Source organism: Pseudomonas sp. TH06, assembly GCF_016651305.1.
Taxonomy (GTDB): Bacteria; Pseudomonadota; Gammaproteobacteria; order Pseudomonadales; family Pseudomonadaceae; genus Aquipseudomonas.
This window is the reverse complement of the sequence record NZ_JAEKEC010000001.1, coordinates 3,465,296-3,479,895: the sequence shown is the minus strand read 5'-3', so window position 1 is coordinate 3,479,895 and position 14,600 is coordinate 3,465,296. Positions and strand designations below refer to the sequence as shown.

Here is a 14,600-nt window from a genome sequence, read left to right as displayed (position 1 = left end):
CTATGCTTGGGCGCTGAGCAGTGAGTTAAACCATCATGGAGAAGCGGAAATGCCCAGCCCACTGCGCCCGGAACAACGCCGATTCCCGCTGCACGTGCACATCAGCGTCATGTTCACCTTTCTCCTGCTGCTCACAGGCGTAGTGCTGGGGCTGTTCAATTACCACCAGACAACACAGATCATCCTGTCGAGCAGCGAGAAGCTGTTCGACCGGATCGAACAGGACGTGCGCCTGGACATGTCCGCGACCTATCAACCGATCCGACACCTGCTCAGCCTGCTCGCGGACAACCCCGCTACTCAGGCTGCGCACCTTGAACAACGCCTGCCCCTGCTCAGACCCTTCAGCCAGTCGCTCACGGACAATCCGAACCTCGCTTCGCTGTATCTGGGTTATGCCAACGGCGATTTCTTCATGGTCCGCCCATTGCGCAGCGCCGCCCTGAAGACACTGCTCAACGCCCCGGGGGCGGCGGCGTATCAGGTCTGGAGCATCGAGCATGGCCCGCAAGGCAACCTGCGCTCGCAATCGCTGTTCTTCGATCAGGCACTGACACTGATCAGCCGTCAGGACAATCCCGAGGAGCCCTACGATCCGCGCAGCCGCGCCTGGTTCGTCAATGCCCGTCAGCACACCGAACAGATCACCACCGAACCCTACGTCTTTTTCTCCACCCACAATGTCGGCACAACCCTGGCCCGGCGCAGTGGCGAGAATGCGGTGATCGGCGCCGACCTGACGCTGGCCGCCCTGTCTGCCACCTTGAGCAAACATGTGGTGACGGCTTCCACCGAAATCGTCCTGTTCGATGCCGACGGCAATGCCGTGGCCTACCCCGACAGTCGCCGTCTGATCGTCGATGACAGCACCGCGCACCTGGCCAAAGCTGCCGACTTGAGCCCGAGCCTGCATGCGCTGCTGTCCGGTGCACGCACGGGCAATCGCCTTGAAGCGGATGGCCGGCAGTGGATTGTGGCTCACAGCAGCATTGCCGAAGGTGGTCCGAAAGGTCTGCAACTGGCGTTGCTGGTGCCGGAGGACGAACTGCTGGTCGACGCGTATCGCATGCGTTGGCAAGGCGCGCTGATCACCTTGGCCACTTTACTGCTGTGCCTGCCACTGGGCTGGGTAATCTCGCGAATTCTGGTCAAGCCGCTGCACGCGCTGGTCAAGGAAGCCGACGCAATCCGCAGTTTCGACTTCAATTTTCCGCTGACCCGCCGCTCGCCGGTGCTGGAAGTCGACCAATTGAGCGTGTCGATGGCGCGCATGAAAGACACGCTGGCGAGTTTTTTCCGCATCACAGACACCCTCGGCGCCGAAACCCGATTTGCGCCGTTGCTGCAACGGGTGTTGTTCGAAACGGTGCAAATCGCCCAGGCCCAGGCCGGACTGATTTATCTGCGAGAAAACGACGGCACGCGCATGGAGCCTTACGGTCTGGTGATCGATGGCATACCGCAGGCACTGGAGGCGTTCGAGATTCACGGCCACGATCTGCAAAGCAGCAAAGGCCCGGCATGGTTCGAGCAGTTGGTCGGGAGCAACAATGTGGTGAGCAATCTTGGCGTTGATCAGGCCGGTGACCTGCTGAAGGTCTTGCTCGCGATGGCCTCGCCCCGCGTTCATCTGATCGGTATTCGCCTGCACAACCGCCACGACGAAACCATCGGCCTGCTGATCCTGTTGATCAACGACAGCGGTACCGCGGCCGACCTGGAAAAACTGCGACCCGACCGCATCGCCTTCCTGCAAGCAGTGTCCGGTGCCGCCGCAGTGAGCATCGAGAGCCAGCGCCTGCAAGCCAGGCAGAAGCAACTGCTCGATGCCTTCATTCAGTTGCTCGCCGGCGCCATCGACGCCAAGAGCCCGTATACCGGCGGGCATTGCCAGCGCGTGCCGGAACTGACCCTGATGCTCGCCCAGGCTGCCGCGGCGAGTCAGGCGCCCGCCTTCAGTGCGTACCAGCCCACCGAAGACGAGTGGGAGGCCCTGCACATTGCCGCGTGGCTGCACGATTGCGGCAAGGTCACGACGCCGGAGTATGTGGTCGACAAGGCCACCAAACTGGAAACCATCAACGACCGCATTCACGAGATCCGCACCCGTTTCGAAGTGCTCAAGCGCGATGCCTGGATCAGTTACTGGCAGGCACTGGCGCTGGGTGGAGACGAAACCTCACTGACCGCACTGCGCGAGACGACCTTGTCGGCACTGGACGACGACTTTGCCTTTGTCGCCCGCTGCAACCTGGGCAGTGAAGCGATGGCCGAGGCCGATCTGCAACGCCTGAGTGATTTGTCCCGACGCACCTGGATGCGCACCCTCGATGACCGTCTGGGCGTGTCGTGGGAAGAAAGCAGGCGCCAGGCTCGCACACCGGCACCGACCTTGCCGGTCAGCGAAAAGCTGCTCGCGGACAAGCCCGAGCATCTGCTCGAACGCGACGAAAACGAGTTGATCCCGGAAGACAATCCGTGGGGTTTCAAACTGGACGTGCCGCGTTACAAATACAACCGCGGCGAACTGTACAACCTGAGCATCGCCCGCGGCACCCTGACCCGCGAAGAGCGCTACATCATCAACCACCATATGGTGCAGACGATCATGATGCTCAGCCACCTGCCCTTCCCCGGTCACCTCGACAGCATTGCCGAGATCGCCGGTGGTCATCATGAAAAAATGGACGGCACCGGTTACCCGAAGCGCCTCACACGCGAAGACATGAGCCTGCCCGCGCGGATGATGGCGATTGCCGATATTTTCGAGGCACTGACTGCGGCCGATCGCCCGTACAAGAAAGCCAAGTCATTGAGCGAAGCGTTGGGGATCATGGCGACCATGTGCCGCGAGGCGCACATCGACGCGCAGCTGTTCGGACTGTTCATCAATGACGGCGTGTACATGCAGTACGCGGTGCGTTTTCTCGATCCCCGGCAGATCGATGCCGTGGACCCGGCCAGCCTGTTGCACAAGGCTGGCCTTGCCGCGTGATCAGCAATCGGTCAGACGCAGGAAAATCGCCGCCAGTTGCTCGATACCGGCCTGATCGTCCGCGCCGAAACGGGCGAGCTTCGGGCTGTCGAGATCGAGTACGCCGATCAGACGACCGTCCTTGACCAACGGCACCACCAGTTCGCTGTTCGAGGCACTGTCGCAAGCGATATGACCGGGAAACGCATGCACGTCTTCAACCCGCTGCGTCTGCAGGCTGGCCGCAGCAGCGCCACAGACACCGCGACCGAACGGAATGCGCACACAAGCGATCTGGCCCTGGAACGGACCCAGCACCAGCTCTTCGTTGCGGTTGAGGTAAAAACCGGCCCAGTTCAGATCATCGAGCTGGTTGAACAGGAATGCCGAAAACTGCGCGGCGTTGGCGATGAAATCGCGCTCGTCGGCCAACAGCGATTCCAGTTGCGCGGCCAACATGCCATAGCCTTCGAGGCCCTGGCCGCTTTGTTGCAAATCAATCATGCCTTGTGCTCCAACAATTTCAGTCCCACCCAGTAACGGGCGAATTGGTACGCGCAACGTCCGTTGCGATTACCGCGGCCGGTGGCCCAACGCACGGCGAGGATGTCCAGTGCTTCGTCACGCTGCCAGCTCAGGCCGGCCTTGGCGGCCAACTGGCCGATCCAGTGCTCGACGACATTCAGGAAATGCTCTTGAGTAAACGGGTAAAACGACAGCCACAGACCAAACCGGTCCGACAACGCAATCTTGTCTTCCACTGCTTCGCTGGGGTGCAGTTCGCCGTCGACGCGCTTCCAGTTTTCGTTGTCGCTTTCCTTCTCCGGCACCAGATGGCGGCGGTTGGACGTGGCGTACAGCAAAACGTTGTCCGGTGCTTGTTCCAGCGAGCCGTCGAGCACGCTTTTGAGCACGCGGTAATCGCCTTCACCGGATTCGAACGACAGGTCATCGCAAAACAGTACAAAACGTTGCGGCAGCTTGGCGATCTGCTCGACCACTCGTGGCAAGTCGGCCAGGTGATCGCGCTCGATCTCGATCAGACGCAGGCCTGCGCCGGCATGTTCCGCGAGCAACGCGCGTACCAGCGACGACTTGCCGGTACCGCGCGAGCCCCAGAGCAGCGCATGGTTGGCCGGCATACCGTCGAGAAACTGCTGGGTGTTGCGGCCCAGTTGCTCCAGTTGCCGATCAACGCCGATCAGGTCGGACAAGCGCATGTCGAGGCTGACTTCCAGTGGCAGCAGATATCCGCTGCGGCCGTCACGCTGCCAGCGCGCGGCCAGACAAGTACCCCAGTCAATCACCGGGCGCGGTGCCGGCAACAGCGGTTCGATTCGCGCCAGAACCGACTCGGCGCGTTCAAGAAAAGCATTCAATCGGGAATCCACGTCTTCTCCTCGGGCACGTTCACAGTAATGATGACGATCCAGCGACGACACGCAGATAAAAATTCCCGCGCTGTGCCTTGTTACAAGGCGATTCGGGAACCTCGGTATCGATACATGATCGACTATGCTTGAGCAGCGAAGGGAAACGGAAGTGGTTCAACACCCCATGGATATCAAATTCACCCACCGGCTGTCATACAAGCAAGCCAGGCTTACTGTGCTGGTCGGGTTCATTCTGGGCACGCTGCTCAGCCTGCTGCAAATCGGCATCGATTATGCCAGTGAAGACGCCTCCATCAACCGTGAAATCCTGTCTTTGCTGGAAATCAGCCATAACCCGGCGTCACGCATTGCCTACAACATCGATGCCGAACTGGCTCAGGAACTCACCTTGGGCCTGTTGCGCTCTCCGGCGATCATTTCTGCGCAACTGACCGACAACAACAATACCGTGCTGGCCAGCGTCAAACGCCCCGAGCTGCAAAGCGGCTATCGGCTGATCAGCGACTTCCTGTTCGGCGCCAAGCGCCAATTCGAAGATCGCCTGTATCTGGATCATCTGCCCAATGAGTCTCTGGGAGCCTTGAGTCTTGAAGTTGATACCTATGCGTTCGGCAGCCGTTTCCTGCGTCGGGCCGAAGTCACCCTGCTCAACGGCTTCGCCCGCAGCCTGATCCTGACCGGCATCCTGTTGGCGCTGTTCTACGTGATGCTGACCAAACCGCTGGTGCGAGTGATCCGCGAACTCAGCGGGCGCGATCCGCGCAGCGCCGAACCGACCACGCTGGAATGCCCGACCGGCCACGCCAATGATGAAATCGGCGTACTGGTCAAAGTCGCCAATCAGCAATTCGAAAACATCGCTACCGAGATCCAGCAGCGACGCAATGCCGAAAACCGTCTGACCGACTACCTCGGCCAACTGGAAAACATCGTTTCGGCGCGAACCGCTGAACTCAAGGCGATCAACGCCCGGCTCAGCCAATCCAATCAGGAACTCGAAGTCGCCCGCAGTACCGCGCTGGAGATGGCTGAAGCCCGCTCGGCATTTCTCGCCAACATGAGCCACGAGATCCGCACGCCGCTCAATGGTCTGCTGGGGATGATCGCGCTGTCGCTCGACGGACCGTTGAATGCCGAACAGCAGCAGCAACTGTCGATCGCCCATGACTCAGGCAAGGTGCTGGTGGAGTTGCTCAACGATATTCTCGATCTGTCGAAGTTCGATGCCGGGCAACTGGAGCTTGAACACATTCCATTCGATCTCGGCTCATTGATCGAAGACACCGCCAACCTGCTGTCGCAGAACGCGGCGCCCAGCGTCGAGTTGACTTGCCTGATCGATCCGCACTTTCCGGCGCTGGTGCTGGGCGATCCGACCCGGGTTCGGCAGATCGTCAGCAATCTGCTGTCCAACGCACTGAAATTCACCCGCTTCGGCCGGGTAGATGTGCGCCTGTCGACCTACAAGGATGGCGTACGAATCGACGTCTGCGACACCGGTATCGGCATTGCGCAGGAAGCTCAGGTGAAAATCTTCCAGCCGTTCACCCAGGCAGGCGCCGGCATCACTCGCCAGTACGGCGGGACCGGGCTGGGACTGGCGCTGACCTACAACCTTTGTGAAGCGATGCAGGGGCGCCTGAGCATCAGCTCCGAGACCGGTTTCGGCAGTCAGTTCTGCGCCGAACTGCCACTGCCCTGTCATACCCGCGCTCTGCCGCCGGCGCCGCTACGTGGCAAAGTTCTCGCCATCACCGCAGCCAGCAGCGGTCTGGCGGAGTTGCTTCGCAGTCTGTTGCCGGTCTGGGGGCTCGAATACGAGCAACGCACGATCGAAGACTCGCTGCTGGGGCTGACGCCTGATGTGCTGATCACAGACTGTCCGGAGTGCCTGTTCGGGCTGCGTCCGGCCCTCACCGCGCCCATCCTGTTGGTGACCGCCTATGGCAGTTTCCTGCCCAGCGAAGAAGCGACTGCCCTTGCCCCTTTGCAGCAACAGGCACGCCCCTTGGCACGCAACGCGCTGTACCAGAACCTGCGACGGACTCTGCATCCCGAGGTCGCCACCATCAACGATACGCAGCTTGAAACGACGCCATTGGTGCGCCGCGGGAAAGTGCTGCTGGTCGAGGACAACCCGGTCAATCAACTGGTGGCCAAAGGCATGCTCGGTAAACTTGGCTGTGATGTCGTCGTCGCCGCCCATGGCGCCGAAGCCCTGGATCAACTGGAGTATCACGAGTTCGACCTGGTGTTGATGGACTGCAATATGCCGGTGATGGATGGCTACGAAGCGAGCCGGCAGATTCGCCAGAGCGGACGCTGGCCAAATCTGCCGATCGTTGCCCTGACCGCCAACGCCATGTCCGAAGAACGTGAACGCTGCCGGGCGGCGGGCATGAGCGACTATCTGGCCAAGCCGTTCCGCCGTGAAGAGCTGGCGGCCTTGCTGGATCAGTGGATTCCGACTACGAGAGTGCTTTGATCTGCCCGAGTAACTGATCGAGACCGTCACGCAATGCATTGAGCTGGTCCAGGTCCACCCCGCTGTCGCAAAGCAATCGTGCCTTTAGCGGTCCGACCTGTTCGCGAAGTTCTTGTCCCGCAGGTGTCAGGCTCAGATGCACTTCACGTTCATCACGGGCCGAACGCTGACGCTGAACCAGTTGCAACTGCTCCAGGCGCTTGAGCAATGGCGTCAGCGTGCCGGAGTCCAGCGCCAGACGCTCACCCAGGGCCTTGACCGTCGGCTGTTCCGGCGCGCTGTCCTGCCATTCCCATAACACCAGCATTGCCAGGTATTGCGGGTACGTCAGGCCGAGCTGATCAAGCATCGGCTTGTAACCACGAATCACCGCCCGCGAGGCGGCGTACAACTTGAAGCACAACTGACTGTCGAGCTTCAGCGAATCAACCGACAGTTTATTCATTTGAGCAGAGCTTCGATCTCGCGACTCAGATCCTGCGGCTTGGTAGCGGGGGCGAAGCGCTTGACCAACTGGCCATCCTTGCCGATCAGGAACTTGGTGAAGTTCCACTTGATGCCTTGCGAGCCGAGCAGGCCCGGAGCGCGCTTTTTCAGTTGTACAAACAACGGATGGGCGCCAGAACCGTTGACTTCGATTTTCTTGAACAGCGGGAAGCTGACACCGAAATTCAGTTCGCAGAATTCACTGATCGCGCCCTCGTTGCCCGGCTCTTGCTTGCCGAACTGGTTGCACGGAAAGCCGAGTACCACCAGGCCTTGATCCTTGTAGGTCTGCCACAACTCTTCCAGACCTTTGTATTGCGGAGTGAAACCGCACTTGCTGGCGGTATTGACCACCAGCACGGCTTTACCGGCGAAGTCGGCGAGGGTCTTTTGCTCGCCCTTGATGGTGGTGCAAGGGATATTCAGCAGGTTGTCGCTCATTGTCGGCACTCTGAAATCAGGAAGAAGGCGTAAACATAGCGAGCAATTGAATTGTGTGCAATTTAATAATCAGGATTAACCCCGTGTAGGCGCCGCCGAAGGCTGCGATTTTTTGACGTTCAAGATCAAAAGATCGCAGCCTTCGGCAGCTCCTACAATGGAAACGTGTTACGAGCGCGGTTCGAGGTTCAGGCACACCGAGTTGATGCAGTAGCGCAAACCGGTCGGCGGTGGGCCATCCGGGAACACGTGTCCCAAATGCGCATCGCAGCGGGCGCATTTCACTTCGGTACGGATCATGCCGTGGCTGATGTCGCGGATTTCCGTCATGGCACTTTCGCCGATCGGCGCGTAGAAGCTCGGCCAGCCGCAGCCGGAATCGAATTTGGTCTTGGAATCGAACAGCGCTTCGTTGCAGCAGACGCAGTGATAGACACCGTCGGTCTTGGTGTCGTTGTATTTGCCGGAGAACGGTCGCTCGGTGGCGCTCAGACGGCACACGTTGTACTGCTCGGGGTCGAGCATGGCTTTCCATTCTTCCAGGGTTTTTTCCAACTTTTCCATCATCACACCTCAGCGGCTGAAAAAGCCCGATCTGTACCTTTTCCACGGATCGGGCGGCACGTATGATTGCGCCTCGTCACGCGCCAGTCTGGCAGCCAGACCGGGCGCATTCAAACGGATTCTCGGCGCCATGGCGCAAGACTTCGCCTGTGTGAAGACGCAGGAATCCCAGTACGGTTGTCCATCCGCCGCCTGGATCGTTCATTTTCGGGATCACATCGCCATGCAGTTCAGCAAATCGAACAAGCTCGCCAACGTCTGCTACGACATTCGCGGCCCGGTGCTCAAGCACGCCAAACGTCTGGAGGAGGAAGGTCAGCGCATCCTCAAGCTGAACATCGGCAACCCCGCGCCGTTTGGTTTCGAAGCGCCGGACGAAATCCTTCAGGATGTGATCCGCAACCTGCCGACCGCGCAAGGTTACAGCGACTCCAAAGGCCTGTTCAGCGCGCGTAAAGCGGTGATGCAGTACTACCAGCAAAAAAATGTTGAAGGTGTCGGCATCGAAGACATCTACCTGGGCAACGGCGTGTCCGAGTTGATCGTGATGTCGCTGCAGGCCCTGCTCAACAACGGTGACGAAGTGCTGGTGCCGGCACCGGACTATCCGCTGTGGACCGCTGCCGTGAGCCTGGCCGGTGGTAACGCCGTGCATTACCTGTGCGACGAAGGCGCCGACTGGTTCCCGGACCTGGCCGACATCAAGTCCAAGATCACCCCGAACACCAAGGCGATGGTGATCATCAACCCGAACAACCCGACCGGTGCGGTGTATTCGAAGGAAGTGCTGCTGGGCATGCTGGAACTGGCCCGTCAGCACAATCTGGTGGTGTTCTCCGACGAAATCTACGACAAGATCCTGTACGACGACGCCGTGCACATCTGCACGGCCTCGCTGGCCCCGGACCTGCTGTGCCTGACCTTCAACGGTCTGTCGAAGTCTTATCGCGTGGCTGGTTTCCGCTCCGGCTGGATCGCCATCTCCGGACCGAAACACAATGCCCAGAGCTACATCGAAGGCATCGACATGCTGGCCAATATGCGCCTGTGTGCCAACGTGCCGAGCCAGCATGCGATCCAGACCGCACTGGGCGGCTATCAGAGCATCAACGATCTGGTGCTGCCGCAGGGCCGCCTGCTGGAACAGCGCAATCGCACCTGGGAGTTGCTCAACGACATTCCGGGCGTGAGCTGCGTCAAGCCAATGGGCGCGCTGTACGCGTTCCCTAAAATCGACCCCAAGGTCTGCCCGATCCACAACGACGAGAAATTCGTCCTCGACCTGCTGCTCTCCGAGAAGCTGCTGGTAGTGCAAGGCACCGCGTTCAACTGGCCGTGGCCGGACCACTTCCGCGTCGTCACCCTGCCCCGCGTCGATGACCTGGAAATGGCTATCGGTCGAATCGGCAACTTCCTCAAGTCCTACCGCCAGTAACTGGCCATCAGTGCGCAACGGCCCGAACGTTGCGCACTGTCTGATTCAGCAACAATTCTGCGTTCCTCGCCTCCGTGCGCCTTCTACACTTGCGATTCGTACCCGTCACCTGCGTCTGACGCAATGGCGACGGGTCGCGGCTGTGCGTCGTCCGTGTCGGAATCTGTCGTGGGAAATGGGTCGTGCGCCGAGGAATCCGCTGTAGGACACAGTTTGAAATAGTCACTCGGTTGAATAGCCCGGTGCAGCACCTTATATACCCCGCAGTACGCTACATCTTTAGCTTGAGGAGATTTCTACAACCATGATGCGCATCCTGCTGTTTTTGGCCACTAACCTGGCGGTCGTGCTGATAGCCAGCATCACCCTGAGCCTGTTCGGCTTCAACGGGTTCATGGCGGCCAACGGGGTTGATCTCGACCTCAGTCAGCTGCTGGTTTTCTGTGCGGTCTTTGGTTTCGCCGGTTCGCTGTTCTCGCTGTTCATCTCCAAGTGGATGGCGAAGATGAGCACCGGCACCCAGATCATCAGCCAGCCACGTACCCGGCATGAGCAATGGCTGCTGCAAACTGTCGAGCAACTGTCCCGCGAAGCCGGGATCAAGATGCCCGAAGTCGGTATTTTCCCGGCCTACGAAGCAAACGCCTTCGCCACCGGCTGGAACAAGAACGACGCACTGGTCGCGGTCAGCCAGGGCCTGCTCGAGCGCTTCTCGCCGGACGAAGTGAAAGCCGTGCTGGCCCACGAAATCGGTCACGTGGCCAACGGTGACATGGTCACTCTGGCGCTGATCCAGGGCGTGGTGAACACCTTCGTGATGTTCTTTGCACGGATCATCGGCAACTTCGTCGACAAGGTGATCTTCAAGAATGAAGAAGGTCAGGGCATTGCCTACTACGTGGCAACCATCTTCGCCGAACTGGTGCTGGGTATCCTGGCCAGCGCGATCGTCATGTGGTTCTCGCGCAAACGCGAATTCCGCGCCGACGAAGCCGGTGCTCGCCTGGCCGGTACCAGCGCAATGATTGGCGCTCTGCAGCGTCTGCGCGCCGAACAGGGTCTGCCGGTGCACATGCCGGACACCCTGAATGCGTTTGGCATCAATGGTGGCATCAAACAGGGCTTCGCCCGCATGTTCATGAGCCACCCACCGCTGGAAGAGCGTATCGACGCCTTGCGTCGTCGCGGTTGATGCAACCGATGTAACAACGAAAAAGGCCCGCAGTGATGCGGGCCTTTTTTGTTGCCTTGAAGAGTGGGCTGTTCTTGCTGGCCTCATCGCGAGCAGGCTCACTCCTACAGGGTTCTGTGGCGCTCACGCAATCTACGATTCAGCACAAAGCAATGTAGGAGTGAGCCTGCTCGCGAAGAGGCAGCCACAGACAATTAAATTTGCCTGGAAGAAACCCGGTAAACCCGCTCCTCCAGCCGCGTCACGCCAGCCTGCAAGAACTTCCAGCTCTCACCCAGCACATCCTGCTGTTCCAGCTTCTCGATCTGCCAGTCATTCCCAAGCAAGCGCTGCACCTCAGCATCCGGGACGGCAAACGGCGGCCCGGGCATCTGCGCCTGATCGTAATCCAGGGTAATCAGCAAACCCTGCAAGTCCTCCGGCAAGCTACTCAGCAAATGCGCCGCGTATTGCTCACGCATCGCTGGTGGCAGCGCGATCAACGCGGCGCGGTCGTACAGTGCGGTGCAATCAGCGACATCGTCGGCCTTTAACGCAAAGACATCACCGCACCACAACTCGATAGCTCCCGCGCGATAGACCTTGAACGCGCCTTCTTCGCTGACTTCCGGCTGCAAATGTTGCTCGCCAAAAAAATCCTCGACAGCCTTTTCCGACAATTCGATGCCCAGCACCTGATGGCCCTGTCCGGCCAGCCACAGCAAATCCAGACTTTTCCCACACAGCGGCACCAGCACGCGAGCCTGCGCAGGAATTGCCAGAGCGGGCCAGTGCCGCTGCAAATACGCGTTGACCTCGGGCTGGTGAAAGCCGATCTGGTTCGATTCCCACTTCTTGTGCCAAAACTCAGGCTGCATGTATCACTCCCAAAAAATCGATCAAAAAGCGTTAAAACTTATATTAGATTTAGATCAATGATCTGACTGAAGATGGGCCATCTTACCGCTCAGGAACCCATCATGTTTCCCAGCCTGTTTATTTCTCATGGTTCACCCATGCTTGCGCTGGAACCCGGCGCCAGCGGTCCGGCATTGGCGCGACTGGCTGCCGAACTGCCGAGACCGAAAGCCATAGTGATTGTCTCCGCCCACTGGGAGAGTCACGAACTGTTGGTTGGCAGCCATCCGCAACCCGAGACCTGGCACGATTTCGGCGGTTTTCCCCGCGCCCTGTTCGAGGTGCAGTACCCGGCGCCGGGTGATCCACAACTGGCTGCTGAGGTCGCCAATCTGCTGACCGCCAGCAACTTGCCGGTGCGCCTTGATCCACAACGACCGTTCGATCACGGCGTCTGGGTGCCGTTGTCGCTGATGTACCCGCAGGCGGATATACCGGTGGTACAGGTTTCACTGCCGAGCCGCAGCGGCCCGGCGCTGCAAACCCGGGTTGGCCGTGCGTTGGCAGGCCTGCGCGAACAAGGGATTCTGCTGATCGGTTCCGGCAGCATCACCCATAACCTGCGCGAGCTGGACTGGCACGCCGGCCCGGAGAGCGTCGAGCCGTGGGCGCGGGACTTCCGTGACTGGGTGATCGAGAAGCTTGCGGCCGATGACGAAGCGGCCTTGCATGATTACCGCCAACAGGCGCCACATGCAGTGCGTAGTCATCCAAGTGATGAGCATTTGTTGCCGTTATATTTTGCGCGGGGCGCCGGGGGTGATTTCAGCGTGGCGCACAAGGGGTTCACCATGGGCGCGCTAGGGATGGATATCTATCGCTTCGGCTGACGTCATCGCTGGCAAGCCAGCTCGCACAGAGTTTTGTGTGAATCCAAAAAACAGGCAAAAAAAATCCCCGAACCAGTCGGGGATTTTTTATGTTCGATCAATCAGCCCAGGGGCGGATCAATCTTCGCGATAGCGACGCAGCTTCAACTGCTTGCCAGCAACGCGAGTGTCCTTCAGCTTGGTCAGGAGTTTGTCCAGACCATCTTCCGGCAGCTCGACGAGGCTGAAGCTGTCACGCACCTGGATGCGACCGATCGCTTCACGGGCCAGACCACCTTCGTTGAGGATGGCGCCCAGCAGGTTTTTCGCGGCGATACCGTCACGCGCACCCAGCGCGGTACGGCAACGAGCACGGCCTTCGCCCAAAGGCATTGGCGCGCGACGCTCGCGATCACCACGATCAGGACGATCACCGGAACGCTCAGGACGGTCGCCACGCGGTGCGTTGTTCGGCACCAGTGGGCGTTCCTTCTCGATTGCTGCCAGGTTCAGCGCTTGACCGTTGGTAGCCTTGCGCAGCAGCGCAGCAGCCAGAGCACGCGGCGAGCAGCCGATGTCAGCGGTCAGACGATCGAGCAGCTCACCGTGAGTCGACTCGGCATCAGCAACCAGCGGCGACAGGCTGTTGGTCAGTTTCTTGATGCGTGCATCGAGAACAGCTTGAGCGTCCGGCAGGCGTACTTCGGCAACTTTCTGACCGGTTACACGCTCGATCACTTGCAGCATGCGGCGCTCACGTGGAGTCACCAGCAGCAGCGCACGGCCTTCGCGACCGGCACGGCCAGTACGGCCGATACGGTGAACGTAGGATTCCGGATCGTAAGGCATGTCCACGTTGAACACGTGAGTGATGCGCGGAACGTCCAGACCACGAGCAGCAACGTCGGTCGCCACAACGATGTCCAGACGGCCATCTTTCAGCGAGTCGATCACGCGCTCACGCTGGTTCTGGGCGATGTCACCGTTCAGCGCAGCGGCTTTGTAGCCTTTGGCGTCGAGGGCACTGGCCAGATCCAGGGTCGCTTGCTTGGTGCGCACGAACATGATCAGCGCGTCGAAGTCTTCCACTTCCAGCAAGCTGAGAACGGCCGAAGTCTTCTGGTCAGCGTGAACCAACAGGTGAGCCTGTTCGATCGCGGTAACGGTCTGGGTCTTGGTCTGGATCTTCACGTGTTGCGGATCGCGCAGGTGGCGTTCGGCAATGGCACGGATCGACTGCGGCAGGGTCGCCGAGAACAGAACGGTCTGACGGGTCGATGGCAGCGCCTTGAAGATGACTTCCAGGTCATCCATGAAGCCCAGCTTCAGCATTTCGTCAGCTTCGTCGAGAACCAGGTGGTTCACAGTCGAGAGGACTTTTTCGTCGCGACGCAGGTGGTCACACAGACGACCCGGAGTAGCGACAACGATCTGTGCGCCATTACGGATCGCTTTCAATTGTGGGCCCATCGGCGCGCCGCCGTAGACAGCCACAACAGTTACGCCCGGCATTTGCTTGGCGTAGGTTTCAAAAGCGGTTGCTACTTGCAGCGCCAACTCTCGGGTTGGCGCCAGGATCAGGGCTTGCGGTTCGCGCTTGGCAGGATCGATGCGGTGCAGAATAGGCAGAGCGAACGCGGCGGTTTTACCAGTACCGGTTTGCGCCTGGCCAATCATGTCCTGGCCGGCCATGATGATCGGGATCGATTGCTGCTGAATCGCCGAAGGCTCTTCGTAGCCGGTCGCTGCGACGGCTGCAAGAATATTCGGGTTAAGATTAAAAGCGGCGAATCCGCCGGTTTCCTGGGTCATGGGTCTGCCTCTAAGTGCATCCGCAAAGACCCATGCTCCAAAGCTGCGCATGCCGTGTTGAGACTCAAGAGTCGCCCTGGCAGCTTTGTCGGCGGGGATTTGCGAAAACGT

Annotated in this window: 12 protein-coding genes; 5 read left to right on the top strand and 7 right to left on the bottom strand. The window is 59.7% G+C overall.

Features of this window, described 5'->3' with window-relative positions; all coding sequences use genetic code 11:
* The first annotated feature begins 49 nt into the window (after positions 1-49).
* Positions 50-2,995, top strand: a complete 2,946-nt coding sequence (locus JFT86_RS15725; protein ID WP_201237366.1) for an HD domain-containing phosphohydrolase — start codon at positions 50-52, stop codon at positions 2,993-2,995.
* Here JFT86_RS15725 and JFT86_RS15720 read toward each other — a convergent pair whose 3' ends face one another.
* Together JFT86_RS15720 and JFT86_RS15715 are read right to left on the bottom strand one after the other, a co-directional pair.
* Complete coding sequence (locus JFT86_RS15720) at positions 2,996-3,478, bottom strand: GAF domain-containing protein (protein ID WP_011335287.1); 483 nt, start codon at positions 3,476-3,478, stop codon at positions 2,996-2,998.
* Positions 3,475-4,365: an ATP-binding protein gene (locus JFT86_RS15715; RefSeq protein ID WP_103304757.1), complete on the bottom strand. Its 891-nt coding sequence runs from the start codon at positions 4,363-4,365 to the stop codon at positions 3,475-3,477. Before JFT86_RS15715 ends, JFT86_RS15720 begins: the two co-directional genes overlap by 4 nt.
* 166 nt (positions 4,366-4,531) lie before the next feature.
* Between JFT86_RS15715 and JFT86_RS15710 the strand changes: the two genes are divergently transcribed.
* Positions 4,532-6,853: a response regulator gene (locus tag JFT86_RS15710; RefSeq protein ID WP_201237365.1), complete on the top strand. Its 2,322-nt coding sequence runs from the start codon at positions 4,532-4,534 to the stop codon at positions 6,851-6,853.
* Here the strand turns inward: JFT86_RS15710 and JFT86_RS15705 are convergent.
* From JFT86_RS15705 to msrB, 3 genes are all read right to left on the bottom strand, one after another.
* Positions 6,837-7,298 carry a MarR family transcriptional regulator gene (locus tag JFT86_RS15705; protein ID WP_201237364.1) on the bottom strand — a complete coding sequence of 154 codons (462 nt, stop codon included), beginning with the start codon at positions 7,296-7,298 and terminating at the stop codon, positions 6,837-6,839. The two genes, JFT86_RS15710 and JFT86_RS15705, sit on opposite strands and share 17 nt — an antisense overlap.
* On the bottom strand, positions 7,295-7,780 hold the full coding sequence (locus JFT86_RS15700; RefSeq protein ID WP_201237363.1) for a glutathione peroxidase: 486 nt from the start codon (positions 7,778-7,780) through the stop codon (positions 7,295-7,297). The genes JFT86_RS15705 and JFT86_RS15700 overlap by 4 nt, the downstream gene beginning before the upstream one ends.
* 168 nt (positions 7,781-7,948) lie before the next feature.
* A complete protein-coding gene (gene msrB, locus JFT86_RS15695; protein WP_201237362.1) occupies positions 7,949-8,344 on the bottom strand; it encodes a peptide-methionine (R)-S-oxide reductase MsrB in 396 nt (131 codons plus the stop codon).
* A 223-nt stretch (positions 8,345-8,567) separates the two neighbouring features.
* Between msrB and JFT86_RS15690 the strand changes: the two genes are divergently transcribed.
* Complete coding sequence (locus JFT86_RS15690) at positions 8,568-9,779, top strand: pyridoxal phosphate-dependent aminotransferase (RefSeq protein ID WP_201237361.1); 1,212 nt, start codon at positions 8,568-8,570, stop codon at positions 9,777-9,779.
* A 304-nt stretch (positions 9,780-10,083) separates the two neighbouring features.
* A complete protein-coding gene (gene htpX, locus JFT86_RS15685) occupies positions 10,084-10,971 on the top strand; it encodes a protease HtpX (RefSeq protein ID WP_007908619.1) in 888 nt (295 codons plus the stop codon).
* 194 nt (positions 10,972-11,165) lie between these two features.
* Here the strand turns inward: htpX and JFT86_RS15680 are convergent, their stop codons facing one another.
* On the bottom strand, positions 11,166-11,828 hold the full coding sequence (locus tag JFT86_RS15680) for a thiopurine S-methyltransferase (RefSeq protein WP_201237360.1): 663 nt from the start codon (positions 11,826-11,828) through the stop codon (positions 11,166-11,168).
* Positions 11,829-11,930: 102 nt separating this feature from the next.
* On the opposite strand from JFT86_RS15680, the gene JFT86_RS15675 reads away from it, so the two are divergent.
* Positions 11,931-12,698, top strand: a complete 768-nt coding sequence (locus JFT86_RS15675; RefSeq protein ID WP_201237359.1) for a class III extradiol ring-cleavage dioxygenase — start codon at positions 11,931-11,933, stop codon at positions 12,696-12,698.
* 117 nt (positions 12,699-12,815) lie between these two features.
* Here JFT86_RS15675 and JFT86_RS15670 read toward each other — a convergent pair whose 3' ends face one another.
* Positions 12,816-14,489, bottom strand: a complete 1,674-nt coding sequence (locus tag JFT86_RS15670; protein ID WP_201237358.1) for a DEAD/DEAH box helicase — start codon at positions 14,487-14,489, stop codon at positions 12,816-12,818.
* Positions 14,490-14,600: the final 111 nt, after the last annotated feature.

Excerpts from the sequence above, each read along its gene's own strand:
- JFT86_RS15690 (WP_201237361.1), top strand. The coding sequence starts at position 8,568 with ATGCAGTTCAGCAAATCGAACAAGCTCGCCAACGTCTGCTACGACATT.
- JFT86_RS15670 (WP_201237358.1), bottom strand. The coding sequence starts at position 14,489 with ATGACCCAGGAAACCGGCGGATTCGCCGCTTTTAATCTTAACCCGAAT.
- htpX (WP_007908619.1), top strand. The coding sequence starts at position 10,084 with ATGATGCGCATCCTGCTGTTTTTGGCCACTAACCTGGCGGTCGTGCTG.
- JFT86_RS15720 (WP_011335287.1), bottom strand. The coding sequence starts at position 3,478 with ATGATTGATTTGCAACAAAGCGGCCAGGGCCTCGAAGGCTATGGCATG.
- JFT86_RS15675 (WP_201237359.1), top strand. The coding sequence starts at position 11,931 with ATGTTTCCCAGCCTGTTTATTTCTCATGGTTCACCCATGCTTGCGCTG.
- msrB (WP_201237362.1), bottom strand. The coding sequence starts at position 8,344 with ATGGAAAAGTTGGAAAAAACCCTGGAAGAATGGAAAGCCATGCTCGAC.
- JFT86_RS15700 (WP_201237363.1), bottom strand. The coding sequence starts at position 7,780 with ATGAGCGACAACCTGCTGAATATCCCTTGCACCACCATCAAGGGCGAG.
- JFT86_RS15725 (WP_201237366.1), top strand. The coding sequence starts at position 50 with ATGCCCAGCCCACTGCGCCCGGAACAACGCCGATTCCCGCTGCACGTG.
- JFT86_RS15705 (WP_201237364.1), bottom strand. The coding sequence starts at position 7,298 with ATGAATAAACTGTCGGTTGATTCGCTGAAGCTCGACAGTCAGTTGTGC.
- JFT86_RS15680 (WP_201237360.1), bottom strand. The coding sequence starts at position 11,828 with ATGCAGCCTGAGTTTTGGCACAAGAAGTGGGAATCGAACCAGATCGGC.
- JFT86_RS15710 (WP_201237365.1), top strand. The coding sequence starts at position 4,532 with ATGGATATCAAATTCACCCACCGGCTGTCATACAAGCAAGCCAGGCTT.